The organism is Pseudomonas sp. GWSMS-1 (assembly GCF_049847425.1).
Lineage (GTDB): Bacteria > Pseudomonadota > Gammaproteobacteria > Pseudomonadales > Pseudomonadaceae > Aquipseudomonas.
This window is the reverse complement of the sequence record NZ_JBMHHV010000005.1, coordinates 3753740-3778804: the sequence shown is the minus strand read 5'-3', so window position 1 is coordinate 3778804 and position 25065 is coordinate 3753740. Positions and strand designations below refer to the sequence as shown.

Below are 25065 nucleotides of genomic sequence, written 5' to 3'. Positions count from 1 at the left end.
AACTCGGCTTAGACCGAAGCTGCTTCTGCGGCCTAGGCCACAGACCATTTCAGAGACGCTCGCGGAGAACAGGCTGGACTGCTAGTCTCGTTAGGTCAGCCATTGCACAAAAAATTAAAATTGAGTCGTTATGTTGGGGCGTTTATTGATCATTGGGACGTTGCTGTTTGCCAGTCAGGCCAGCGCGTTAACTATTTATAAGTACACCGACGCCAACGGTGTGGTCACTTATAGCGATCAGGCCGCGCCCGGTGCGCAAGTGTTTGTGTTTCGCGACCGCATGGTTGAGCGCCTGGATAACCAGGTAAAGCTGGAAACCAAGAAACACGAAGCTGGTGAAACGCTGCTGGTGCGCAACGACTTGTTCGCCCCCGTGCAGATCGAGTTACGCCTGCAAGCCACTGACAATATCACCGGTATTCCGGACGAGCCGATCAGTTGGGTGCTGCCGCCGCGCAGTAAAATTCGCTTGGTGACTCTGGCCCCGCGTGATGCCCGCAAACCCATGCGTTATACCCCCAAGCTGCGCTACGCCATGGGCGATCCGCGCTTGTTACCGACCCAGCAGCATTACCCGCTGCCTTGGCGCGGTGGACCCTTCCGTCTGACCCAGGGCGCTAACGGTAAATACAGCCATTTCACCCCCAAAGGCCGTTACGCCATGGATATCGCCATGCCTGAAGGCACGCCAATTGTCGCGGCGCGTGGCGGAATGGTGGTGAAAACCGAGAATCGGCAGAGTGGGCGCGGCAATAATCCGTCCGGCAACTATGTGCGCATCCTGCACGACGACGGCACCATGGGCGTCTACCTACACTTGATGCAAGGTTCGGTCGTCGTGCGCGAGGGCAGCCGAGTCAATGTTGGCAGCCTGCTCGCGCGCTCCGGTAACACCGGCAACAGCACCGGCCCGCACCTGCACTTTGTGGTGCAGCGCAACGTCGGATTAGCACTGGAATCGATCCCCTTCGACTTCGCCAAACCGGTTAACAGCCTGCCCAACTTTGCGGTAGGCGGCGAATAAACAACCTGTTGCCGACCTGCTTATAGTCGAGTGGGCAGCAGGTTTTTTATTGCCGGTGGCTCTGCGCGCTAACGGAAGGCCAGGTCGCGCAGCGTCGGTTAAATGCTGCGAGACCCATTATCTGCGCCTTAATCCAGCTTGAGCACCTTGGCCAGCACGACCTTCGGGCCTTTCATCTTTTTCACGATGATGCGCAGGCCGTCGACTTCCAGCACTTCCTCTTCTTCAGGCATGCGCTTGAGGGTTTCGTAGATCAAGCCGGCCAGGGTTTCTGCCTCGACATGATCAAGGTCGACCCCGAGCAGGCGCTCGACTTTGGCCAGCGGCGTGTCGCCGCGCACCAGCAGCTTGCCTGGCTGATAGGCGAGGATGCCGCGTTCGGTCTTGCGGTGTTCGTCCTGAATATCACCGACCAGGGCTTCCAGCACGTCCTCCATGGTCAGGTAGCCGATCACCTTGCCGTCCGCCTCTTCAACCAGGGCGAAGTGCGAGCCGCCCTGACGAAACTGCTCCAGCAGATTGGACAACGGCATATGTCGACCCACGCGCTCGATTGGGTGCATCAGGTCGGCCAGTTTCAGCGCCGAGGGCAGCATTTCCAGCAGGGACAGGTGCAGCAGCAGGTCTTTGATGTGCAGCACGCCGACAAATTCGCCGCTGGTGTCGTCATAGATCGGGTAGCGGCTGTACTTGTGCCGGCGGAACACGCCGAACACCTCATCCAGCGCGGCGCTCAGCGGTAGGGACACCAGGTCCTCGCGGGAGTTGGCCCAGTCCACCACTTCCAGTTCACCCAGTTCGACGGCCGAGGCGAGTACGCGCATGTCCTGATCGTTAGGGTCGCTGGCGCGCCGGGAATGCAGGATCAGTTTGAGTTCATCACGGCTGTAGTGGTGCTCATGGTGCGGCCCTGGCTCGCCCTGGCCGGCTACGCGCAGGATGGCGTTGGCGCTGGCGTTTAGCAGGAAGATCGCCGGGTACATTGCCCAGTAAAACAGGTACAGCGGCGCGGCTGTCCACAGCGACAGCAGCTCGGGTTTGCGGATGGCCCACGACTTGGGCGCGAGTTCGCCAATCACGATATGCAAGTAGGAAATGATAAAGAACGCGGTGAAGAAGGCGATGCCATGCACCAGCTTCGGCGACTCGATGCCGATAGCGGCCAGCAGCGGCTCGAGCAGGTGAGCAAAGGCCGGTTCGCCCACCCAGCCAAGGCCGAGGGAGGCCAGGGTAATACCCAGCTGGCAGGCGGAGAGGTAGGCGTCGAGCTGGTTGTGCACGGTGCGCAGGATATGCCCGCGCCAGCCATTCTTGGCGGCCAGGGCTTCAACCTTGGTGGCTCGCAGCTTGACGATGGCGAACTCGGCGGCGACGAAGAAGCCGTTGAGCAAGACCAGAAACAGGGCAAATAAAACCAGGCCGAAATCGGCGAAGTAAGTGGTAGCGGTGTAACTCGGGGAGGGGTCCATACAGGGTTCGGGTAGTGGATGAGCGCTACAAGGTGGGGGTTGATTGCCGGCTTTGCAAGTAGGGCGCGGCTACTGACCGCGGCGCACCATCTGCAAGGGCGGGAAGTGGCAGGTAAAGGTGCTGCCCTTGCCCAGCTGGCTGGTAATCGCCAAGCGGGCGCGATGGCGCAGTAACACATGCTTGACGATGGCCAGGCCCAGGCCGGTGCCGCCGGTGTTGCTGGCGCGGCTGGAGTCTACACGGTAGAAGCGTTCGGTCAGGCGCGGCAGGTGTTTGGCCTCGATGCCCAGGCCGGTGTCCTGCACGCTGAGGTGCGCGCCCTGTTCATCACTCCACCAGCGCACATGGATTTCACCTTCGTCGGGGGTGTATTTCACCGCGTTGAACACCAGGTTAGAGAACGCGCTGCGCAGCTCGGCCTCGCTGCCCTTGAGTTTGAGGTGCGGGTCTGCCTCCAGGCTAATGCGGTGGTGGCGCTCGCCGGACAGTGCTTGGGCATCGTTCTTGATGCTCAGCAGCAGCAGGTCAACCGCTATCGGTTGGTTGTCCGAGGGGTAATCGGTGGCTTCCAGCTTGGCCAGTAACAGCAGGTCGTTGAGCAGGTTCTGCATCCGCCCTCCTTGCTGCTGCATCTGTTGCAGGGCGCGCAGCCAGCGTGGATTAACGTTCTCGACGTTATCCAGCAGGGTTTCCAGGTAGCCGCTGATCACCGTGAGCGGGGTGCGCAGTTCGTGGGAGACGTTGGCCACGAAGTCTTTGCGCATTTGCTCCAGCTGATGCAGCCGGGTGATATCGCGCACCAGCATCAGGTGTTCACGGTTGCCGTAGCGGGTGATATGAAATTGCAGGCGCAGGTGGTTATTCACCGGCGATGGCAGCTCCAGCGGCTCGTTGTAATTGTGGTTGTCGAAATAGTCGATAAAGCGCGGGTCGCGTAGCAGGTTGGTGATTTGCTGGCCGCTGTCCTGTGGCGTTTGCAGGCCCAGGAGTTTCTCTGCGGCGATGTTCCACCACTCCAGGTTGCCGTCGCGGTCGAGCATTATCACCGCGTCTTTTAGCGCGGCCGTGGATTCTTGCACGCGGTCGATCACCGCCTGCAAACGCGCCCGGACTTTCTGGTCGCGGCGCTGCAGGTGATAAATGCTGTCGAGTACCTCGCCCCACAGGCCGTAGCCCTCCGGCGGTGCCTCATCACCCTCGCGGGTGCGCAGCCATTTGTGCAGGCGCAGCAGTTGCTGCAGATGCCAGCCGAGGTAGCCAGCCAGGCCGATTACCAAGGGCCAGGCGTATTCGCCGGTGATCAAGCCCAGTAGCAGGCAAACACCGCCGAGCAGTAACAATTGACGTATCAGGGAGCCGCGCCAGTCTTGATTCAATTCAAACTCATCCGCCAATCAATCCATGGTTGCCAGGTGCGAGTAGCGGCGCTGCCTAGCTTTTGGTGGAAAAACGGTAACCCGTGCCGCGTACAGTCTGCACCAGATTCTCGTAGACCTCGCCGAGGGCTTTGCGCAGGCGACGAATGTGCACGTCGACCGTGCGTTCTTCAACATAGACGTTGCCGCCCCACACCTGATCGAGCAATTGACCGCGGGTGTAGGCGCGTTCTTGGTGGGTCATAAAAAATTGCAGCAAGCGGTATTCGGTGGGGCCCATTTCAGCGGGTTTACCGTCGATGGTCACGCGGTGGCTGATTGGGTCGAGCAGCAGGCCGCCAACTTCGATCGGCCCTTCACTGTCAACGGGGCCTGCGCGGCGCAGCACGGCTTTCAGGCGCGCGACCAGTTCGCGCGGGGAGAACGGTTTGGTGATGTAGTCATCGGCACCGACTTCCAGGCCCTGGATCTTGTTGTCCTCTTCGCCCTTGGCGGTGAGCATGATGATCGGGATATCGTTGGTCAGCTCATCGCGCTTGAGCCGCCGCGCCAGCTCGATGCCGCTGGTGCCGGGCAACATCCAGTCGAGCAGAATCAGGTCGGGCTTGCGGTCGACAATGATGGCGTGGGCCTGCTGGGTGTTCTCCGCTTCCAGGCACTCGTAGCCGGCCATCTCCAGGGCCACGGCGATCATTTCACGGATCGGTGCTTCGTCATCGACGATCAGGATGTTCTTGCCAACCATGGATCAAACCTCAAGTCATCTCGCTGTAATGCACTGCATTAGATAACGGAATTATTGCAGCCATATGACAGTCGCGCGGCACCGCCTTGTAACGCGGCCCCTGCAGCGCGGTGTGCGCCCTCCTAGCCGCGCAAGGCGTAGTCGAGCACTAGGCCAAGAAAGATCGCCAGTCCGGCCCAGTGGTTGTGCAAAAAAGCATTGAAGCAGGCCATGGGTTGGCGGTTACGGGTGGCGTGGAATTGCCAGGCAAAGCAGCCGGCCGCTACAACTAGGCCGAGATGGAAGTACAGCCCCAGCTCAAAGCGCGCCGCCGCCAGCAGCAGGCAGAGCAGCGCCAGGCCTTGCAGGGTGAGGATGATTAAACGGTCGGCATCGCCAAACAGAATGGCGGTGGACTTCACCCCGATCTTCAGGTCGTCTTCGCGGTCGGCCATGGCGTAGTAGGTGTCATAGGCCACCGTCCACAGCAGGTTGGCGATGTACAACAGCCAGGCCTCGGGCGGCGGCATCTCTCCAGTCACCGCGCTGAAGGCCATCGGCATGCCCCAGGAAAACGCCGCCCCCAACACCACCTGTGGATAGAAGGTGTAGCGCTTCATAAAGGGGTAGCAGGCCGCCAGCGCCAGGCCGCCAAACGACAGCCAGATGGTCGTGGCATTGGTAAACAGCACCAAAACAAAGCTGGCCGCCACCAGGACGGCGAAGAGGATCAGCGCCTCGCGCGGCGTGACCTTGCCACTGGCCAGGGGCCGCGCTTGGGTACGGCTGACATGACCGTCGAAGTTGCGGTCGGCGTAGTCGTTGATCACGCAGCCGGCGGCGCGCATGAGGAATACACCGACGACGAAAATAACCAGGTTTTTTGCGCTCGGCACGCCTTCAGCCGCTACCCAGAGTGCCCACAGCGTTGGCCATAGCAGCAGATACATACCGATGGGTTTTTCCAGGCGCATCAGCTGGATAAAGTCCCAGGCGCGTGGGTGCAGGCGGTTGAGTGAGTGCAGCAGCTGGGTATACATCGAGCGCGTCTCCGTGCGGGTTGCGGCGGATTATACGGAGTCGGCGCGCGGGATGGGGTCAGGGTTGAGCTGTAGGATGGGTGGCACTGCTTATTGATGGGTTTTGCCTGCGGCTAAGCCCGCTTACGGCTCGATGGTCGCCGCTGCCCAGAAGGCTGGCAAGAACACTTCGGCCACCAGCACGTTCAGCGCGCCACGGCTAAAGCACGAGCGGCGCGCCCATAGGTTTTCCTCGCGCACCTGTTGCGGCAGCCAGGCGGCCGGGTAGTGGCAGGCTTGCAGCGGCCCTCGGGCGAAGGCGCGGTCGCTGAACAACAACTCGCCGAGGGAGCGGCTGCCAAGCTGGTCGAGGCTCATCTCGGAATCTTCCAGTGCGCTGCGTGCGGCCACGCTGCGGGCAAATACCCACGGCTGTTGATGGCCGCGCAGAAACACCTCGCGCACCCAGCCTTGGCTGCCTTCGGCAACATTCAAGGCGGCGCATTCATCACTGCGCAGGACCTGCCAGCCTTCGTTCAGCGGCAAGACGCTGAAGTGCTTGGCCGACAGTTCGACCAGGCGCTGGGTGAGCGAGTCCTGGTTGACGAACAACCAGCCGTAAACGCCTGCCGCCGGGGTCGGTTGCAATTGGCTGGCGCTGAGCCAGTGCGGCGGATAAGCGAGAGAGGCATCGGGCACGGTCGGGAAGTCACCACAAATCAAAGCGCGCGAGTGTAGCAAATGCCAGCGGCCATCCAGAGGGCCGCCATCAGCTGCTTGGCTCGATGTCGCTGGCGGGCCTGTTGGAACCGGGTCCTATGCCCAGCCTTCAAGGCGCATGGTCGCCCGAACCAGGCGTTGTTCTTCCTCTTCGATCTCCTTGAGGTTGTCGCGAATGCTGTGAATATGCTCGCGTGCCGCGCGTTGCGCCTGTTCTGGCAAGCGTTCGATCACCGCGTGGTAGAGCCGCGTGTGCTGGCGGTCGATCTGGCGTTTCTGCATGGGCCGGTGGTAGAGGTTGTTGACCGAGGCAAACACCGTACTGAGCATCAGGTCGGTCAACGATTGCAGCGTGTGCAGCAACACCGGGTTGTGTGACGCCTCGCAAACCGCCAGGTGGAAGGCGTGGTCGAGGCGTGCATGCTCGCGCGGATCGACCGGCACGGCCTGGCTGTGGGCGGCGAGCATTTCTTCGTAGCGCCGGGTGAGCAGAACGAAATCTGCCTCGGTGCCGCGCAAGGCGGCCAGGCGCGCCGATTCGGCTTCGAGCAGGGCGCGCACCTCAAGCAGGTCGAAGAGGGTGCGCGGCTGCGAGTTGAACAGGTGCATCAGCGGGCTGGCGTCGCGTGGGCCGTTGAGCGTGGCCACCCGCGAGTCGCGGCCCTGGGCGGTCTCGATGATGCCGCGACCGCGCAGCACCTTGAGCCCTTCGCGCAGGGCGGAGCGCGAGATCCCCAGTTTCTCGCACAGGCGGCGCTCCGAAGGCAGCGCTTGGCCGACCTTGAGCACGCCATCGACGATCAAACGTTCGATGCGTTCAGCGACCACATCACTGACCTGGCGGCGAATATCAGGTGTCTTTTCGAGCATGCTAAGTGCCTTTAATAACTGGTAGTACCAGTTGGTACGGGTCAACCATGTGCGTCTCAATATAGGTGTAAAGCGCCCTGTATGTAAGCCTCTTGGGCGGTTTTAGCTCGGTTGTGAATTTAAGAAACTGGTCATACCAGTGTGTTGATCGATAGACGTTGGGCGTGTAGGCCTCTACAACTACTGGATAACAAGCAGACCGGGTCGCTACCGGTGCTGCACAAGTTAGACAAAAGACAACGTCACGCGAGAACGCCTGCCATGAGTATTCTGTACGACGAGCGCGTCGATGGGCCGCTGCCCAAAGTCGATAAGCCAGCTTTGCTGGCTGCATTGCGTGAGCAGCTCCCCGATATGGAGGTTCTGCACACCGCAGAAAACCTCAAACCCTACGAATGCGATGGCCTTTCGGCCTACACCACCACGCCGATGCTGGTGGTCTTGCCTGAGCGCATTGAGCAAGTCGAGCAGCTGCTCAAGCTCTGTTATGAGCGCAATGTGCCTGTGGTCGCACGCGGCGCCGGCACCGGTTTGTCGGGCGGTGCGTTGCCGCTGGCGCAAGGCATTCTGCTGGTGATGGCGCGCTTCAAGCACATCCTCGAAGTGAATCCAGAGGGGCGTTTTGCGCGCGTCCAGCCGGGTGTGCGCAACCTGGCCATCTCCCAGGCCGCCGCCCCGTATGACCTGTACTACGCACCGGACCCGTCCTCGCAAATCGCCTGCTCGATCGGCGGCAACGTCGCCGAGAACGCCGGGGGTGTGCACTGCCTTAAATACGGTCTGACTGTGCACAACCTACTCAAGGTGGAGATTCTCACCGTCGAGGGTGAGCGCATGACCCTTGGCAGCGATGCCCTGGATTCACCGGGTTTCGACCTGCTCGCGCTGTTCACCGGCTCCGAAGGCATGCTCGGCATCATCACCGAGGTGACGGTCAAGCTGCTGCCCAAGCCGCAGGTGGCCAAAGTGTTGCTCGCCAGCTTCGACTCGGTGGAGAAAGCTGGTCGCGCAGTAGGTGAAATCATCGCGGCCGGGATCATCCCCGGCGGCCTGGAAATGATGGACAACCTGGCGATTCGCGCCGCCGAAGACTTTATCCACGCCGGCTACCCGGTAGAGGCCGAGGCCATTCTGCTGTGTGAGCTGGATGGCGTGGAAGCCGATGTGCATGACGAGTGCGTGCGCGTTGAAGCTGTGCTGACCCAGGCCGGCGCCACCGAAGTGCGCCTGGCCCGCGACGAGGCGGAGCGCATCAGATTCTGGGCCGGGCGCAAGAACGCCTTCCCCGCGGTGGGACGCCTGTCGCCGGACTATTACTGCATGGATGGCACCATCCCGCGCCGCGAGCTGCCGGGTGTGCTCAAGGGCATCAGCGACCTGTCTGAAGAGTTCGGTCTGCGCGTAGCCAACGTGTTCCATGCGGGTGACGGCAACATGCACCCACTGATCCTGTTTGATGCCAACCAGCCCGGCGAGCTGGAGCGCGCCGAGACCTTGGGCGGCAAGATTCTCGAACTCTGCGTCAAGGTCGGCGGCAGCATCACCGGCGAGCACGGCGTGGGCCGCGAGAAGATCAACCAGATGTGCTCCCAGTTCAACAGTGACGAGCTGACGTTGTTCCACGCGGTGAAAGCGGCCTTTGATCCACGCGGCCTGCTCAACCCCGGCAAGAACATTCCGACCCTGCACCGCTGCGCCGAATTCGGTTCCATGCATGTGCACCACGGCAAGCTGCCTTTCCCTGAACTGGAGCGTTTTTAATGGTTATGCGGCATGACGCAGATGCCAGTGCGGCGCTGCTGGAACAAGTCAATCACAGCCTCAACAGCTCGACTGCACTGCGCATTCAGGGCGGCAACAGCAAGGCGTTTCTCGGCCGTAAGGTTGAGGGCGAAGTGCTCGATACCCGCGCCCACCGTGGCATCGTCAGCTACGACCCGACCGAGCTGGTGATCACCGCGCGCGCCGGCACACCGCTGGCTGAGTTGGAAGCAGCACTCGATGAGGCCGGGCAGATGCTCACCTGCGAGCCTGCGCAATTCGGCGGTGCGGCGACCCTGGGCGGCATGGTGGCCGCCGGCCTGTCGGGGCCGCGTCGGCCCTGGTCCGGCGCGGTACGCGACCTGGTGCTGGGTGCGCGTCTGATCACCGGTATGGGCAAACACCTGCGTTTTGGTGGCGAGGTGATGAAGAACGTCGCCGGCTACGACCTGTCGCGCCTGCTCGCCGGCAGCTTCGGCTGCCTGGGGGTGATCACCGAAGTGTCGCTCAAGGTGCTGCCCAAGCCGCGCCAGTGCCTCAGCCTGCGTCTGGAAATGGACGCCGCCTTGGCCCTGCAAAAACTCGCTGAGTGGGGCCAGCAGCCGATTCCGCTGAGCGCCGCCAGCCACGACGGCCGGGCGCTGCATCTGCGCCTGGAAGGGGGCGAAGGCTCAGTCGCCGCCGCCCGTGAGCGCCTGGGTGGTGAGCTGCTCGACAGCGCATACTGGGCAGGCCTGCGCGAGCAGCGTTTGAGCTTCTTCGCCGATCCACGGCCGCTGTGGCGGTTGTCGGTGCCGAGCAGCACTGGCGTGCTGACGTTGCCTGGCGAGCAGTTGATCGACTGGGGCGGCGCACAGCGCTGGCTGAAATCCGATGCCGATGCGGCGCTGATCCGCCAGACCGTCGCCGCCGTCGGTGGCCATGCCACCTGCTTTACCGCCGGTCACTGCGACAGCCCCTTCCAGCCACTGGCCGCGCCGCTGCTGCGCTACCACCGCCAGCTGAAAACCCAGCTCGACCCCCAGGGCATTTTCAATCCTGGCCGCATGTATGCCGAGGTATAGCCGTGCAGACTAATCTGAGTGAACACGCCAAAAGTCTGCCGCGCGCCGAGGAAGCCGAACGCATCCTGCGCAGCTGCGTGCATTGTGGCTTTTGCAACGCCACCTGCCCGACCTATCAACTGCTCGGCGATGAGTTGGATGGGCCGCGAGGGCGTATCTACCTGATCAAGCAAGTGCTGGAAGGCAACGAAGTCACCGCCAAGACCCAGCTGCACCTGGACCGCTGCCTGACCTGCCGCAACTGTGAAACCACCTGCCCGTCGGGCGTGGAGTACCACAACCTGCTGGATATCGGCCGCGCCGTAGTGGATGCCGCCGTACCGCGCCCTTTGGCCCAGCGCGCGCTGCGTGAAAGCTTGCGCGCCGTGGTGCCGAACGCGGCTCTGTTCAAGGGGCTGGTTCAGATCGGCCAGGTGTTCCGTCCGATGTTGCCGGCGAGCCTCAAGAGTAAGCTGCCGCGCATCGCAAATGCCGCAAAGCCACGTCCTGCGCCGCGCCACGAGCGCCGTGTGCTGATGCTCGAAGGCTGCGTACAGCCTGGCCTGGCGCCCAACACCAATGCCGCCACGGCGCGGGTGCTGGATCGCTTGGGCATTAGCGTTACGCCGATCAATGAAGCCGGTTGCTGCGGCGCGGTGGACTACCACTTGAATGCCCAAGAGCAGGGGCTGCAACGTGCCCGGCAGAACATCGACGCCTGGTGGCCTGCCATCGAGCAGGGCGCCGAGGCCATCGTGCAAACGGCCAGCGGTTGCGGTGCCTTCGTCAAGGATTATGGGCACCTGCTGGCGCAGGATCCGGCCTATGCCGAGAAAGCCCAGCGCGTCAGTGAGCTGGCCAAGGACCTGATTGAAGTCTTCAGCGCCGAGCCCCTGGAGCAGCTCAATGTGCAGGCCGACAAGCGTTTGGCCTTCCATTGCCCCTGCACGCTGCAGCATGCGCAGAAGCTCGGCGGTGCGGTCGAGGGCGTGCTCGCGCGCCTGGGCTTCAACTTGACGGCAGTACCGGACAGCCACCTGTGCTGTGGTTCCGCCGGCAGCTACTCGCTGACTCAGCCGGAGCTGTCCAAGCAGCTGCGCGACAACAAATTAAATGCCCTGGAAAGCGGCAAGCCGGAGGTGATCGTCACCGCCAACATCGGCTGCCAAACCCACCTCGACGGCGCCGGTCGCACCCCTGTGCGGCACTGGATCGAACTCGTCGAAGAAGCCCTGAATTAATTGGAGAACAGCATGCTTAGCAAAGCCGTATTGAGCCAAACCGAAGTCAGCCGCATGCTCGCTGCTGCCCGCAGCGAGGCCGAGAAGAACCAGTGGGCCGTGACCATCAGCGTGGTCGATGACGGCGGTCACCCGCTGGCCTTGGAGCGCCTCGATGGTTGCGCGCCGATTGGTGGCTACATTGCCAGCGAAAAAGCGCGCAGCGCCGCCCTCGGCCGTCGTGAGACCAAGGGCTTTGAAGACATGGTCAACGGTGGGCGCACAGCCTTTTTGTCCGCACCACTGGTGACCTCGCTGGAAGGCGGCGTGCCGGTGATTGTTGACGGCCAAGTGGTTGGCGCAATCGGTGTGTCTGGGGTCAAGGCTGACCAGGACGCACAAGTGGCCAAAGCCGGCGTTGCCGCACTGAGCTGATTCGCCTCGCGAGGCGGTTCCTCAGTGAGCCGCCAGGCGCCTAGCGCCACACCTGTACTGATTTTTGGAGAGTGGGAAAATGACCGATCGCGTGAACTGCCAGCGCCTGCAAGTGGCCACCAATCTGCAACGTTTTGTCGACGAGGAAGTGCTGCCGGGCAGCGGTATTGAGCGCGAGGCGTTCTGGGCGGGTTTCGACGCCCTGGTACATGACCTGGCGCCGCAGAACCGTGCACTGCTGGCCGAGCGTGATGCCCTGCAAGTCCAGCTGGACACCTGGCACCGCGAGCATCCAGGGCCGATTAGCGACATGCCGGCGTATCGCACCTTCCTCGAATCCATCGGCTACCTGTTGCCGCAACCCGACAGCGTGCAAGCCAGCACCGCCAACGTCGACAGCGAAATCAGCAGCCAGGCCGGCCCGCAGCTGGTGGTGCCGGTGATGAATGCCCGCTACGCGCTGAACGCCGCCAACGCGCGCTGGGGTTCGCTGTATGACGCCCTGTACGGCACCGATGCGATCAGCGAAGACGGCGGCGCGCAGAAGGGCCCAGGCTACAACCAGGTGCGTGGTGACAAGGTGATTGCCTTTGCCCGTGCCTTCCTCGATCAGGCTGCGCCGTTGGCCAAAGGCTCGCACGTCGATTCGACCGGCTATCAAGTGGTTGCTGGTCAGCTGCACGTCAGTCTGAAAGACGGTAGCCAAACGGGCCTGGCTGAGGCTGCTAAGTTTGTCGGCTATCAGGGCGAGGCCAGCGCGCCGACCGCTGTGCTGCTGAAGAACAACGGCCTGCATGTGGAAATCCAGATCGATGCCAGCAGCCAGATTGGCGCCACCGACGCCGCTGGGGTCAAAGACCTGCTGATCGAGTCAGCGCTGTCGACCATTCTCGACTGTGAAGACTCCGTGGCCGCGGTCGACGCCGACGATAAGGTGGTGATTTACCGTAACTGGCTCGGCCTGATGAAGGGCGATCTCAGCGAAGAACTGGAGAAGGGCGGCAAGCGCATCGTCCGTCGCCTCAACCCGGACCGCACCTACACCGCCGCCGATGGTGGCGAGTTGACGCTGCACGGCCGTTCGCTGCTGTTCGTGCGTAACGTCGGCCACCTGATGAGCAACCCGGCGATCCTCGACGGCGAGGGTAACGAGATCCCAGAGGGCATTCTCGACGGCGTGATGACCAGTCTGTGCGCCCTGCATGACCTGCAGCGTCACGGCAACTCGCGCACTGGCAGCGTCTACATCGTTAAGCCGAAGATGCACGGGCCGGCCGAAGTGGCCTTTGCCGATCAGCTGTTCGGGCGTATTGAAGACCTGCTGCAGCTGCCGCGTCACACCCTGAAAATGGGCATCATGGACGAAGAGCGGCGCACCAGTATCAACCTCAAAGCCTGCATCGGCGCTGCCAGCGCGCGGGTGGCGTTTATCAACACCGGCTTCCTCGACCGTACCGGTGACGAGATGCACACCGCGATGGAAGCGGGCGCCATGTTGCGCAAGGGCGACATGAAAAGCAGCGCCTGGATTCAGGCCTATGAGCGCAACAACGTGCTGGTGGGTTTGAGCTGCGGCCTGCGTGGCCGGGCGCAGATCGGTAAGGGCATGTGGGCCATGCCGGACCTGATGGCCGCCATGCTGGAGCAGAAGATCGGCCACCCCAAAGCCGGTGCCAACACCGCCTGGGTACCGTCGCCGACGGCCGCCACCCTGCATGCCATGCATTACCACCAAGTGGATGTACAAGCGGTGCAGCGTGAACTGGAAGCCATCGACCTCAATAGCCAGCGTGACAGCCTGCTGAATGATCTACTCAGCGTGCCGGTGGCCGCCGAGCGTAACTGGAGCGCCAGCGAGATTCAGGAAGAGCTGGACAACAACTGCCAGGGCATCCTCGGTTACGTGGTGCGCTGGGTGGAGCAGGGCGTGGGTTGCTCCAAGGTGCCGGATATTCACAACGTGGGCCTGATGGAAGACCGTGCGACGCTGCGCATCTCCAGCCAGCACATTGCTAACTGGCTGCACCATGGGGTTATCGACGAGGCTCAGGTGCGCGAAAGTCTGGCGCGGATGGCCAAGGTGGTCGATCAGCAGAATAGCGGCGATGCGGCTTACCGGCCGATGGCAACCAACTATGCTCAGTCTGCAGCCTTCCAGGCCGCCAGTGATTTGGTATTCAAAGGGCGTGAGCAGCCGAGTGGCTACACCGAACCACTGCTGCATGCTTGGCGTCTGCGTTTCAAGCAATAAGAGGGCTGGCTAGACTCGATTAATTAACCGCCCCGTCAGGCTCAACCTGCCGGGGCGATTGAGCATTGATGCAGGTACGAGTTACTGCGTACCGGCATCAGGGGGGCTGCTTAGGGTTGGCTGAGCGTTGCTCGACCAACTCGGCAGGTCTACGTGCGTGGCGCCGGGTTTCCCGGGATATTCTGGTTCACAATAAAAAATAGGAACCAACACATGAGTCAAACACTGCTGTCGATACTGGCCTTTGTGCCGTTGGTGCTGGCGGGTGTGCTGCTGATCGGCTTTCGCTGGCCAGCCAAGTACGCCATGCCGGTGGTCTTTCTGCTCACCGCAATCATTGGCCTGACGGCCTGGGATATGTCCTTCAATCGGGTGCTGGCGTCCAGCCTGCAAGGCCTGATTCTCACCGCCGCGATCCTCTGGATCATCTTCGGCGCGATCCTGTTGCTCAACACCCTTAAACATTCCGGTGGCATTGCCGCCATCCGTCGTGGCTTCGCCACCATCACCCCGGACCGTCGGGTCCAGGCGCTGATCGTGGCCTGGCTGTTCGGCTGCTTTATCGAGGGCGCCTCGGGCTTTGGTACGCCGGCTGCCGTTGCGGCGCCGCTGTTGGTGGCCTTGGGGTTCCCAGCGCTGGCGGCAGTGGTGTTGGGCATGATGGTGCAATCCACACCGGTGTCTTTCGGCGCGGTGGGTACACCGATCCTGGTCGGCGTTGCTGGCGGTCTGGATCAGGCCGGTATGAGTGCGCAACTGGCCACAGTGGGCAGTAGCTGGGAGGTGTTCTTCCACCTGATCTTCTCGCGCGTGGCGATCACCCACGGCTTGATCGGCATCTTTATGCCACTGATCATGCTGTCGATCATGACGCGCTTCTTCGGCAAAAATCAGTCGTGGAAAGAAGGCTTGGAAATGGCCCCGTTTGCCATTTTCACCGGCTTGGCTTTCGTCATCCCTTACATCGCCGCCGGTGTCTTCCTCGGTCCGGAGTTCCCGTCGATGATCGGTGCGATGGTTGGCCTGGCGATTGTGATTCCAGCCGCCAAGGCAGGCTTCCTGCTGCCTAAGACCACCTGGGACTTTGCCCCGGCCAGCGAGTGGCCAGCCGAGTGGATGGGCAAGATCGAGATGAAGCTCGAAGACATCGCCGGTAAAACGCCGATCTCCGTGCGCATGGCCTGGGCACCTTACGTGCTGCTGGCGATCTTCCTGGTGGCGTCGCGGGTCTTCCCTGAGCTGAAGGCGGCCCTGCTGTCGGTCAGCATCGGTTGGATCGACATCCTCGGTGAGACGGGTATCTCCGGCAAACTTGAGCCGTTGTACCTGCCGGGCGGCATCCTGTGCATGGTGGTGCTGGTCACCGCACTGCTGCACCGTATGCGTCTGTCCGAGCTGGGGGCTGCGATCAATGAGTCGAGCCGTACCTTGCTGGGCGCGGGCTTCGTGCTGATCTTCACCATTCCGATGGTGCGGATTCTGATCAACTCCGGTGTCAACGGTGCGGACCTGGTGTCCATGCCAGTGGCCATGGCGCAGCTGGTGGCAGACAGCGTGGGCGGGGTTTATCCGTTCTTCGCGCCGGCCGTGGGTGCCCTGGGGGCCTTTATCGCCGGCTCCAACACCGTGTCCAACCTGATGCTGTCGCAGTTCCAGTTCAACGCGGCAGGCCTGCTTGGGGTTTCGGGCGCGATGATGGTGGCCGCGCAGTCGGTGGGTGCGGCGGCAGGTAACATGATTGCCATTCACAACGTGGTAGCGGCTTCGGCCACTGTGGGTCTGCTGGGGCGCGAAGGGATCACCCTGCGCAAAACCATTCTGCCGACCCTCTACTACCTCGTAGCGGCTGGCAGCATCACCATGATTGCCATGTACGGCATGGGGATTGGTGATCCGCTGATGCACGCGGCGGGTTAATACCCCATGTTCTGCCCGTCATGTGGCGGGCAGACGCTTATTTTGATTGGCCGCCCGCGAGGCGGCCTTTCTCGTCCTGCGGCTTGGCGCACCTGCGTATATACGGTAGTTTCCGCAGCGCGATAGCCGTGTGATCTCCTGAGGTAGTTATGAAGAAGTGGCAATGTGTAGTCTGTGGACTGATTTACGACGAGAGCCAGGGTTGGCCGGATGACGGCATCGCCGCCGGTACGCTGTGGCAGGATGTCCCCGAAGACTGGCTGTGCCCTGATTGCGGCGTCGGTAAGCTGGATTTTGAAATGATCGAAATCGGCTAATAGCCCTCTTCGATCTGCTGCGCGTCGGCGCTGCAGCGTTAGGAATGGCCTCGCGCGGGTTCGCGAAATCTGAAGCAGGTTCTAAGTTAAGGCTGCGCGTCGGCGACCTAAGGGTCGCCGTTTTGTTTAGTGAGTGCCCATACTGATTACCTCGAACGAGCTGGATGAGCGGCGAGGTGGTTATGCGTCAGTGGCAGTGTGTGGTGTGCGGTTTTTCTATGACGAAGCCCTCGGTTTACCCGCAAGGGCATCGCCCCTGGCACCGCCTGGCAGGACATTCCCGCCGACTGGCTGTGCCCCGATTGCGGCGTCGGCAAGCAGGATTTCGAGATGATCGAAATCGCCTGATAGCCCGTGCATGATCCGCTGTGCGTCGGCCTGCGGCCTTAACAACGAACTTGCAGGACTCTCGCTCGCCAGATCATGAGCAGAGTTTGATCGGCACGTTCGAAAATCAATTATGGCCGCCGCCCTGCGCCGGTCCGTGTGAGGAATGCAACATGAGCGCACCTGTCGTCATCGTCGGTACCGGCCTGGCCGGCTACAACCTGGCCCGTGAATTTCGCAAGCTGGACAGCGAAACCCCGCTGTTGCTGATCACCGCCGATGATGGCCGCTCGTATTCCAAACCGATGCTGTCCACCGGCTTTGCTAAAAACAAGGACGCCGATGGCCTGAGCATGGCCGAGCCGGGCGCCATGGCCGAGCAGCTCAAGGCGGAAGTGCGCACCCACACCCGCATCAGCGGGATCGACCCCGGCCACCAGCAGCTGTGGATTGGTGAAGAGGCTGTACCGTACCGCGACCTGGTGCTGGCCTTGGGGGCCGAGGTGGTTCGTGTGCCGGTGCCCGGTGATGCTGATGATGCGATCTTCTCGATCAATGACTTGGAAGATTACGCGCGCTTTCGCACGGCCGCGGCCGGCAAGCAACGGGTGCTGCTGCTGGGTGCCGGGCTGATCGGCTGCGAGTTTGCCAATGACCTGACCCTAGGCGGCTATCAGGTTGAGCTGGTGGCGCCTTGCGAGCAGGTCATGCCCGGTTTGCTGCATCCGTCTGCTGCCGCCGCCGTGCAGGCCGGGCTGGAGGGCTGGGCGCGCGCTTTCACCTTGGCCCCGTGCTGGCCAGCCTGAATCACCAGGGCGATGGGCTGGCAGCGCACCTGTCCAACGGCACGCTGATCAACTGTGATCTGGTGCTGTCGGCGGTGGGTTTACGACCACGCATCAACCTGGCGGCAGCTGCCGGGCTGGCAACCAATCGTGGCGTGGTAGTCGATCGCCAACTGCGCACGTCCCACGCCAATATCTATGCCTTGGGCGACTGCGCCGAGGTGGATGGGATCAACCTGCTCTATGTCATGCCGCTGATGGCCAGCGCCCGCGCGTTGGCCCAAACCCTGGCCGGTAACCCCAGTGCGGTGAGCTATGGCCCCATGCCGGTAACGGTTAAAACCCCGGTTTGCCCATTGGTGGTGTCGCCGCCACCGCAGGGCTTGCAAGGCGAGTGGAGCGTTGAAGGCAGTGGCGCGGACATCAAAGCGCTGTGCCATGACAGCAGCGGCGCACTGCTTGGTTACGCGCTCACCGGGGCGGCCGTTCAGGAAAAATTGGCCTTGAATAAGCGCCTGCCGGCGCTATTGGCTTAAACGGCGGCTGTTCTGTCGGGTATGCCATAAAGTTGCGCGGCTTAACTGTCTGACAAGGCTGGCGCAGGGCCCAATGCCATGCCATTCTCCCTCAGTCTGCCGCAGCCTAGAGCTGTTGCGGCGCCTTGGTATCTGCTCGCGCAGAGCAGCCCGGACACAACAACAAAAAACCGTAAAGAGGCATTTATGCGTAAACCGGAACTCGCCGCCGCCATCGCCGATAAGGCGGATCTGACTAAAGATCAGGCAAACCGTGTACTTAACGCGGTACTCGAAGAAATCACCAACGCCCTGAACCGTAAGGACAGCGTTACTCTGGTGGGCTTCGGTACATTCGTGCAACGCCACCGCGGTGCTCGCACCGGTAAAAATCCTCAAACGGGTGAACCGGTACAAATCAAGGCCAGCAACACCGTCGCTTTCAAACCGGGTAAGTCCCTGAAAGATGCTGTAAATTAAACAGAGAGTGTTTCATTTTCTGTGGATAAGTTCTGCAAAGCCCCGTGATTCGGGGCTTTGTACTATCTGAGGTAAGTGAAAATATCGAAACAGTGTTTCATTAAGTATTTAAAAGAAAAAGTGACCGCATTGAAGCAGTAGCGTTTCATTATTGACGCCCATTTAGCCTGTCTATAGGCTTCCGTGCTCGTGAAAAAAGCGCGGTGTTTCATTTGAAGAATTCAGTCTTTTCGCTCACTACCGTCGTCTTCGATAAATTGGGCGGGGCGGTTGCAGGGGCTGAGTGCAACACGGTTATTGAATTGAAGCAGGCGCATCATGCCGCATAGCCATGGCTTCCTGCATCACTTTGCCCATAACTTCAATTGGGCATTTGAAGTCGAAGCGCTTACGTGGGCGCATGTTCAGTTGCAGTGCGATGGCATCCAGTTCTTCCTGGCTGTGTACCGACAGGTCTGTGCCTTTGGGCAGGTACTGGCGGATCAAGCCATTGATGTTTTCGTTGCTGCCGCGCTGCCAAGGGCTGTGCGGGTCGCAGAAGTAAATGGCCACCCCGGTCTGCTGAGTGATTTCAGCATGCCGCGCCATTTCTCGGCCCTGGTCGTAGGTCATGCTCTTGCGCATCGCCAGCGGCATGCCATTGAGCGCTGCACTGAAGCCTTCCATCGCCGAGGTCGCCGTCGCGTCGTTCATCTTCACCAGCATCAGGTAGCCACTGGTGCGCTCCACCAGCGTACCTACAGACGAGGCGTTGGCCTTGCCCTTGATCAGGTCGCCTTCCCAATGCCCTGGCATCAGCCGGTCTTCGATCTCCGGCGGACGTACATGAATACTGACCATCTCAGGGATCTGACCGCGCCGATCCACACCGCCAGAGCGCGGCCTGCGCGTCGTCTTGCTTTGGCGCAGGCAGATGATCAGCTCCTTGCGCAGTTCACCGACCGGCAGGGCATAGATCGCGTTATAGATCGTCTCACGACAGACGTAGGCCTCTCTGAGGCTGGGAATGTTCATGCTGCGCAGCTTGCCGGCAATCTGCTCGGGAGACAAACGCTCACGCAGCATATGAACCACCAGCTCAAAGCGCTCGCTACCCGGCAACAGCTTTCGCATCGGTCGACACACCTGGCGGCGGGCTTGCATCTGCTGTTGGGCTACACGGGCCGAGTAGCCACCACAGGCATCTCGATTGCGGCGCAGCTCCCGGCTGATGGTCGAAGGGGATCGGTTGATCAAGCAGGCAATCCCACGCAGGCTGAAACCTTGGGCATGACCGATTTGAATGGTGGCGCGCTCTTCAACGCTGAGTTCGGTATAAGACATGGGGGCAGCACCGTACCGGAAAGGTCAGGTGTTGCACTCAGTTTTTGCCGCCGCCCGGTATAAAACTAAAGTTAGTAACTGAAAGTAGCCAGGTTGATATATTTGCCGGCGCGTATGCTTTGCAACGATTCGACAATGGCTCGAAGCCAAATACCATACGAGTTGATCAGAGTTCAATTCTGATCCTATATCGGTTCTGTGAAATTCAAAAAGTAGATTTGATTGAGCGCATCGCAAATCTTAATCCGCTTACTATCGGTGAAATTGAGTCTTTCTCATCGTATTGCGGCTTTGCTCAGCAGAGCGGCGAGCAGGTTAATCCGAATTGGTATGGTGCCCGCATGCGAGGCGCTAAAAAATTTATAGATTACCTATGGCTGTTCTATGAGGGGCGGTGCGCTCGAAACTTGGAGCAACTTAAAATTGCTAAGCGTTCGTATGAGAGGATGACTGCCGGCTTCAAGTTGTATATGAAAGCCCCTTACAGGGGCGATAAAAAAGACAGGGTCGGCCTTACTCCTGCGCTTCAGGCTAAGTTCATTGCTATTATTGACCCTGATGAGAGCAATAATTTAAATCCTTGGAAGATTTATAAGGTGCGATGGAGAAATTATATTCTCCTGCTTCTATTGATGTTGGGCGGAAATCGTAAAGGTGAGACGTTACTGTTGAAGCTGAATAATTTCCAGCTTACAGGAATGCGAAAATATTACGACATCGTCAAGAACAAAGATGTGATTGATTATCCTCGCGCTGAGTCCCCCTCAGTTAAAACACTCGGCCGGCAGGTGGTGTTGCATGATCAACTGGCCGCATTAGTTGAACACTACATTGTGAATGTCAGAAAAGAATTCATCGGCTGGCAGTCAACAAGCTATGTCTTCCTGTCTTACCGGGATGGGCGTCCTCTCTCAGTGCAGACTCCTAATTCAATCCTGAATGAACTTATAAAACAATATCCAGAGTTTGTGGGTCTTCTCAGCCCCCATCGCCTTCGCAATACGTTTCATGATCTTTTGAATCAGGCACTGGATAGAAAGTTTAAGGGTGAAAGTGGTTTAAGTCGTAAGATTTTAAAAGCACCTATTCAGGAAGCGGCAGGCGGTTGGGCTAAGAATAGTAATATGCCTGAGCATTATGCTAAAGGATCGATACAAGCCAAAGTTGCCGAGTTACAAGCCCTACTCCAGCAAGAAGCCCTTAAGCCACAACTGGTTGATTAAATGAAAGAACTCCAGATTCAGAGGGTGTTGTCCGGCAACGATGAACATTCATATTTTTTGCCGGGAGGCACTTTTGTAAAAAGTCGATTGGGCTATGACATCGAATTATTTGATGAGTATGGTGGCTTTCGATCTGCAATAAAATTGCCGGATGATACGGGTGAGTTTGTTTATCTTACATCACAGTATCTTAATCTGTTGGATTTTGAGTTAAGAGAGATTGCGAGGAGTTATCTAAGATATATCTTGGAGAGATATCACGCTTCAACTGTTAGAATTAAATATAAATTTCTTGATTTGTTTGCCCGTGAGATGTCCAAAGGAGTTCATATCAACGACTTCTTGGAAAGTCTTTCTGTGCTTGAAAATAAAGAAAAGGCAGCATATATCTCTGCTTGTAAGGAATTTTTGAAGTTTCTATTGCTTTGCGGCTATGAAGATCTTTCACTTGAAGTGTATGAGGATTTCCATAAGCTTCGAAATTATTCAGGTAAAGAAAATGCCTATTTAGCTCTATTTGTAATGGATGATGCCAGAGGACCATTTACTAGAGAGGAAGTTTCCGTACTGTCAGGTCAGGTTAATAACCAGGCACTTCCGTTGGAATTTCGCTTGGTGTTAGATCTGTGTTTGTGTTTTGGGTTGAGACCAATACAAATTTCTTTATTGAAAAGAAAAGATTTTATTAAAGATAGTAAGAGCGGATTATATTATCTTAACGTGCCGCGTGTGAAGCAAGATTCGCGAAATCGGCGAGTTCAATTCAGCTCTCGAATACTCACGGAAAGAACTGCAAGTCTTATTCAGTCTTACATAGATTCTGCAAAAAATCCCGATGGTATTGATCCTGCAGAGCTACCACTTCTTATTAACTCAAAATCGATAGATTTAGAAAGAGACGGAAATTCCTTAGGAAGTCACTACTGGGAAGATGCAGAGCGGTTGTCAAGTGACTATTTCTCAGATGAGTCAAAGCGGGCCATACTCTACCAAAAGTCGAGTGGCAAAATTAATTATATCCTTTGGGGAAATGAACATAGGCTGCCATTATCCCCTCGTACCGGAAAGAAATTCAGTTTATGTGCATATAGATTTCGTTACACGGTTGGCACGCAAGCAGTAATGTCCGGTTGTTCGCCAGAAGAGCTTGCCGATTTACTCGATCACAATGATACGAATAGCATTAAACACTACTTCAGGTTCACTCATGAAATGTGGGAGATTCTAGAAAATGCCACGTTGAGTCGCATTGAACAGAAGCAATTCACAGCTGCTTGGATGAGAGAAGGTGACCTTGTAAATAATATATATAGTCACGTATGTGAGCCAAGAAATTTCAATGTCATAGGAAAGTGTGCGTCTCAATCTATATGCTTCGAGGAACCGGCGGTATCTTGCTATTCGTGTGACAGATTTTGTCCTAATAAAGATGTTGTAGCACATGAAAGTGCTTTGGAGGGTTTGGTAGAGCGAAAAGATCGCTTGCTAACCGTCAGCACCGCTAATGTGGTTTCAGTTATAGACCAAGCCATAGCTGGTTGCCGTGCTGCAATCGCCTACTCTGAAGGGCAGGACGTGGTTCTAATTAATGTGAAGGAAGTCTGAGTGCAAAATATAATGGCACAGGATATTTTGCATGAGGAGCTTCGGATTAAGCTAAGCCGCCTTGCCAGCAAAGCCGAGCAGAGATTCTCAAAACTCAGTTGTTTCAATGGGTCAAAGTGGGAGGATTTATCTTGGTTATATAACGGAAGGCATAATATTTATTTGCTGGCTCGTGGAGAAACTAATGCAGAGTTAATGTTGCTTAATAAGGTCTTCTTGGTAAGTTATCTCTGGGACAGAAGGGCGGACCACAAGATGGTATCAGCCGGTCGAGTTATGGACTTATCGGCTGCGATAAAGTATATGGCTGCCCAGGGTGTTGTTAACCTTAGAGGGCTTGATCAATCTTCCTACATGACAACTTTTAAATACATTAAAACACGCTATAAATCACCTGCTAGTGCATGTAGATCGCTAAATTATTTTATCAGATTCATCTTTAATTCTTCCTTGGCCGTTAGCAATTTTGACCTCATCGGTACGCAGGATCTTCAAGAGAAAGATAAGTATGGCCGTGTTGCCCTTGGAGATAAACTGCCGCTTCCAGAATTGGTCAAAGCAATCATAGCGTTGAAGTGGGCAGTGCAAGACCAGTGGGATGGCAGCTTTCGTGCTCAGATGGATATGTTGTCGGTTCTGACTCAGGCATTTCAATATGGATTAGGCCTAAGAATCGGGGAGGTCCTGCGGTTACCTAAGAACTGCTTAGTTACAATAAACGGTGAGTTATATTGTCGAGTATGGACAGAAAAAGGTGCGGAGCCAATCGCTAGGTATGTCCCTACGATCTGGAGAGCCGCCCTCTGTGAAGCGGTTCTCCGAATTGATGCCATCTGCGAACCCTACAGAAAAAGGGCTTTGAGCATTGAAGATGGTTCCTATGCCGAGACTCTCGATTATCGCTTTCAGGGAAGAATAGAAGCAATTGGTCGGCATGTTGAATCTGCCCTAGACTGTCTATCTAAGAAAATAGAGTCTAATGTTTCAGCGTCTGAAAGACATTTGCGCCTCCTGAAGTATCTGCCGGATGAAGAACTTGTTGAGCTCAAGAATTTGCGTGAGTACTTACCATTTGCCTCAAATTCACACGACTCAACCTCACTCCTTAAGTTCTACAAAAAAAACGGTTTTAAGATAACTTCAAAATCACTCGGAAAGGTAAAGTGCATTTATTATGTACGAGGATTTGATGTTAAGCAGCGACTTGCTCAATTGATAGAGTTTCGCCGCAATATTGTTTTATATTCTGAGTTTTTTGAAGTGCTCCATAATCGACCACCTGTAGGAAGTCGTTCTAAGGATGTACATGCTCTAAAAGATAGGTTGCAGTCGCAAAGTCTGGCTTCTTTGGAAGCCTTTGCCTTGACGGGGGAGTCGTGTCTTTATGGCGCGAGGATAGTATATCTTAGTCGTGAAGATGCAGTTGCCGCAATAAGAACTATTGTCAGTGGTGGGTATAATTATCGCGCTTACATTCCGATATTAGATGCTGAGGAGCTTTATCCAGAGCTGTTCAACCAGAAGACCATGACCTACATTGCTAATGCAAATGCAGCTGGGTTCTACTCATTTCTTAGAATCTCGGAAGAACGAATCAATTTTTATAGACCGGTCACGAAAAGCAATAGAGTTAAGCATTCTGGCGTATCTGGGTTCTTAGTTGAACAGGCCAGCATTAAAAGTGCCGTCGTAGATGCTTTTGTTTCAGTTAATACGAAAGTTAAGTCTGAACTAATTCAGGAAATTAAAGAGGAGCTTCTAGCGGATGGAGTAGAGATTGGTTCGGCCACATTTGGGATAAATCAAAAGGTCTCTGATTATTTATTTGTTGTTCCAAGCAATCTTGGTGGTGTGTATAACGAACAAATTCCATCTATCCTTGGTTATTTCTCTGTTCTATATGCGATAAAACCAGCTAAGCAGGGGCAGTCAGCGTTTCTCCGTTACGGTGTTGTAGCCAATGAAGAGACTGTAAGTACGTTTCAGACCCACAAGGGACGACATTGGCAAACTAATTCACTTTTTCGGGCCGGCTTAGCTGCAAGTATTGTGAATAAGTGGATGGGAAGATCTGATAGTCAAGGTGATCATTACGATCATCAGACTGCTAAAGAACGTGCTGAGAAAGTCGGTGAGCTTATGCTCTCTGAGCAGTCCCGCTTTATTGGTGATCTGGCGAATAAGGTCAAGGCTTGGACTGACAACGATATCCCGACCCAGAATGTGCAGACCTTGTTGACTGATATGCTGCAAACCGTACATTACGGTCCGCTTGGACATTGTTTTCGTGATATTAATTTGAAGCCCTGCGAATTTCATCTGAAGTGTCTGACCGGAAATTCAGGAAAGGGCTGTAGAGAGTTCGTTGTAGATCTCTTAGATCCAGTTCAAATAAAGCAAGTCGAGTCAGAGCGTAATAGATCAGAAATTGAGTTGGCGCGGCTTTTTGAAGCCTTGAATAGACCCGGTATCCCGGTAGAGTCTGTTGAAATGCATATCGAACATCAAATGGCGATTTTTAGAAATTCTTCTTATATTTTAGATAATTCTGAGGTGGTGCTTAACGACATTCAAGTTGAAAAGAGTAAGGACTATCAGCCATTTAGGACCGATGGCTCTGTTCCAAGCGACTGTGTATTCCAATGTGGAGTAGCTTGATT

19 protein-coding genes and 2 pseudogenes are annotated in these 25065 nt (G+C 57.3%); 14 read left to right on the top strand and 7 right to left on the bottom strand.

The window, feature by feature from the left end; translation table 11 throughout:
* Nucleotides 1-130 precede the first annotated feature (130 nt).
* Nucleotides 131-1024 carry a peptidoglycan DD-metalloendopeptidase family protein gene (locus tag ACEPAJ_RS21255; protein ID WP_425917677.1) on the top strand — a complete coding sequence of 298 codons (894 nt, stop codon included), beginning with the start codon at nt 131-133 and terminating at the stop codon, nt 1022-1024.
* A 128-nt stretch (nt 1025-1152) separates the two neighbouring features.
* On the opposite strand, the gene ACEPAJ_RS21250 is transcribed toward ACEPAJ_RS21255, so the two are convergent.
* The 6 genes from ACEPAJ_RS21250 to glcC form a co-directional block, all read right to left on the bottom strand.
* A complete protein-coding gene (locus tag ACEPAJ_RS21250; RefSeq protein ID WP_425917675.1) occupies nt 1153-2493 on the bottom strand; it encodes a hemolysin family protein in 1341 nt (446 codons plus the stop codon).
* A 69-nt stretch (nt 2494-2562) separates the two neighbouring features.
* Complete coding sequence (phoR, locus tag ACEPAJ_RS21245; protein WP_425917673.1) at nt 2563-3870, bottom strand: phosphate regulon sensor histidine kinase PhoR; 1308 nt, start codon at nt 3868-3870, stop codon at nt 2563-2565.
* Nucleotides 3871-3925: 55 nt separating this feature from the next.
* The gene (phoB, locus tag ACEPAJ_RS21240) at nt 3926-4615 is read right to left on the bottom strand and encodes a phosphate regulon transcriptional regulator PhoB (protein ID WP_274088024.1); all 690 of its coding nucleotides are present in this window, start codon (nt 4613-4615) and stop codon (nt 3926-3928) included.
* A gap of 122 nt (nt 4616-4737) precedes the next feature.
* Nucleotides 4738-5634, bottom strand: coding sequence for a 4-hydroxybenzoate octaprenyltransferase (gene ubiA / locus ACEPAJ_RS21235; protein ID WP_425917671.1), 897 nt, complete (start codon nt 5632-5634; stop codon nt 4738-4740).
* Between the two features lie 123 nt (nt 5635-5757).
* Nucleotides 5758-6312 (bottom strand): chorismate--pyruvate lyase family protein, encoded by a 555-nt coding sequence (locus tag ACEPAJ_RS21230; RefSeq protein WP_425917669.1) that lies wholly within the window; start codon nt 6310-6312, stop codon nt 5758-5760.
* A 117-nt stretch (nt 6313-6429) separates the two neighbouring features.
* A complete protein-coding gene (gene glcC / locus ACEPAJ_RS21225; RefSeq protein ID WP_425917666.1) occupies nt 6430-7203 on the bottom strand; it encodes a transcriptional regulator GlcC in 774 nt (257 codons plus the stop codon).
* Between the two features lie 261 nt (nt 7204-7464).
* Between glcC and glcD the strand changes: the two genes are divergently transcribed.
* From glcD to ACEPAJ_RS21175, 10 genes and pseudogenes are all read left to right on the top strand, one after another.
* Nucleotides 7465-8964 (top strand): glycolate oxidase subunit GlcD, encoded by a 1500-nt coding sequence (glcD, locus tag ACEPAJ_RS21220; RefSeq protein ID WP_425917664.1) that lies wholly within the window; start codon nt 7465-7467, stop codon nt 8962-8964.
* A 5-nt stretch (nt 8965-8969) separates the two neighbouring features.
* Nucleotides 8970-10028: a glycolate oxidase subunit GlcE gene (glcE, locus tag ACEPAJ_RS21215; RefSeq protein ID WP_425918141.1), complete on the top strand. Its 1059-nt coding sequence runs from the start codon at nt 8970-8972 to the stop codon at nt 10026-10028.
* Nucleotides 10029-10030: 2 nt separating this feature from the next.
* On the top strand, nt 10031-11248 hold the full coding sequence (gene glcF, locus ACEPAJ_RS21210; protein WP_425917662.1) for a glycolate oxidase subunit GlcF: 1218 nt from the start codon (nt 10031-10033) through the stop codon (nt 11246-11248).
* Between the two features lie 12 nt (nt 11249-11260).
* Nucleotides 11261-11662, top strand: coding sequence for a heme-binding protein (locus ACEPAJ_RS21205; protein WP_425917660.1), 402 nt, complete (start codon nt 11261-11263; stop codon nt 11660-11662).
* A gap of 79 nt (nt 11663-11741) precedes the next feature.
* Nucleotides 11742-13913 carry a malate synthase G gene (locus ACEPAJ_RS21200; protein WP_425917658.1) on the top strand — a complete coding sequence of 724 codons (2172 nt, stop codon included), beginning with the start codon at nt 11742-11744 and terminating at the stop codon, nt 13911-13913.
* A 213-nt stretch (nt 13914-14126) separates the two neighbouring features.
* Nucleotides 14127-15830 (top strand): L-lactate permease, encoded by a 1704-nt coding sequence (locus ACEPAJ_RS21195; RefSeq protein WP_425917656.1) that lies wholly within the window; start codon nt 14127-14129, stop codon nt 15828-15830.
* Between the two features lie 149 nt (nt 15831-15979).
* Complete coding sequence (locus ACEPAJ_RS21190) at nt 15980-16147, top strand: rubredoxin (protein ID WP_090250760.1); 168 nt, start codon at nt 15980-15982, stop codon at nt 16145-16147.
* Between the two features lie 182 nt (nt 16148-16329).
* Nucleotides 16330-16495, top strand: a pseudogene (locus ACEPAJ_RS21185) (rubredoxin).
* A 152-nt stretch (nt 16496-16647) separates the two neighbouring features.
* A pseudogene (locus ACEPAJ_RS21180) lies at nt 16648-17795 on the top strand (NAD(P)/FAD-dependent oxidoreductase).
* A 186-nt stretch (nt 17796-17981) separates the two neighbouring features.
* A complete protein-coding gene (locus ACEPAJ_RS21175) occupies nt 17982-18254 on the top strand; it encodes an HU family DNA-binding protein (RefSeq protein ID WP_136663630.1) in 273 nt (90 codons plus the stop codon).
* A 294-nt stretch (nt 18255-18548) separates the two neighbouring features.
* Here ACEPAJ_RS21175 and ACEPAJ_RS21170 read toward each other — a convergent pair whose 3' ends face one another.
* Nucleotides 18549-19577, bottom strand: coding sequence for an IS30 family transposase (locus tag ACEPAJ_RS21170; protein WP_038661402.1), 1029 nt, complete (start codon nt 19575-19577; stop codon nt 18549-18551).
* 44 nt (nt 19578-19621) lie between these two features.
* Between ACEPAJ_RS21170 and ACEPAJ_RS21165 the strand changes: the two genes are divergently transcribed.
* From ACEPAJ_RS21165 to ACEPAJ_RS21155, 3 genes are read left to right on the top strand one after another with little or no spacing between them, the layout of a single operon-like run.
* Nucleotides 19622-20800, top strand: a complete 1179-nt coding sequence (locus tag ACEPAJ_RS21165; protein WP_425917654.1) for a tyrosine-type recombinase/integrase — start codon at nt 19622-19624, stop codon at nt 20798-20800.
* Complete coding sequence (locus ACEPAJ_RS21160) at nt 20801-22405, top strand: site-specific integrase (protein ID WP_143003808.1); 1605 nt, start codon at nt 20801-20803, stop codon at nt 22403-22405.
* Complete coding sequence (locus ACEPAJ_RS21155; RefSeq protein ID WP_339731866.1) at nt 22406-25063, top strand: hypothetical protein; 2658 nt, start codon at nt 22406-22408, stop codon at nt 25061-25063.
* Nucleotides 25064-25065 lie beyond the last annotated feature (2 nt).